The 900-nt window shown below is 70.2% G+C and carries 1 protein-coding gene; it reads right to left on the bottom strand.

Features of this window, described 5'->3' with window-relative positions; genetic code table 11:
* Positions 1-24: 24 nt before the first annotated feature.
* A partial coding sequence (locus HC022_RS27665; protein WP_167454507.1) for an acetyl-CoA C-acyltransferase occupies positions 25-900 on the bottom strand: 876 nt, incomplete at its 5' end.

The following is a 900-nucleotide window of genomic DNA, read 5'->3' as shown; positions in this document are numbered from 1 at the left end:
GAGTTTATCTGGCAAGATGAAGGGTCAGAGGCGTTCTATGGCAATCGCCGTGCCCTCGCCACCGCCGATGCAGATGGCGGCGACGCCGCGCCTGAGGCCCCGGGTTTCCAGCGCGTTGAGCAGCGTCACGATGATGCGCGCGCCGCTGGCGCCGATCGGGTGGCCGAGCGCGCAGGCGCCGCCGTTCACGTTCACCACGTCGCGGGGCAGGCGCATCTCCTTCATGAAGGCCATGGGGACCACGGCGAAGGCCTCGTTGACCTCCCAGAGATCGACGTCGCCCTTCTTCCAGCCGATGCGGTCGAGCAGGGCCTGCGCGGCGGGGATCGGTGCGGTGGGGAAGAGGTGCGGCGCCTGGGCGTGGCTGGCGTGGCCGAGGATGCGGGCGCGCGGCGTGGCGCCGGTGGCGGCGGCGTGGTCGAGGGTGGTGAGGACCAGTGCCGCGGCGCCGTCGGAGATCGACGAGGAATTGGCCGCGGTCACCGTGCCGTCCTTGCGGAAGGCGGGTTTCAGCGTCGGGATCTTCTGCGGTCGCGCGCGGCCGGGCTGTTCGTCGCGGGTGATGATCTCTTCGCCGGTGCGGGCGTGGATGTGCACCGGGGTGATCTCGTTCGCGAAGGCGCCGCTGCGCTCGGCGTCGAGCGCGTTGTCGAGCGAGGCGATGGCGTACTGGTCCTGGGCCTCGCGGGTGAACTGGAAGGCCTCGGCGCAATCCTCGGCGAAGGTGCCCATGAGGCGGCCCTTGTCGTAGGCGTCCTCGAGCCCGTCGAGGAACATGTGGTCGATCACCTTGTCATGGCCGATGCGGGCGCCGCCGCGCATCTTGGGCAGCAGGTAGGGAGCGCCGGTCATGCTTTCCATGCCGCCGGCGATCACCGTGACCGCCTGGCCGAGCGCGAT

The organism is Salipiger sp. HF18 (assembly GCF_011806505.1).
Lineage (GTDB): Bacteria > Pseudomonadota > Alphaproteobacteria > Rhodobacterales > Rhodobacteraceae > Salipiger > Salipiger thiooxidans.
The sequence above is the reverse complement of the archived record's forward strand: the minus strand, read 5'-3'. Positions and strand labels throughout refer to the sequence as shown.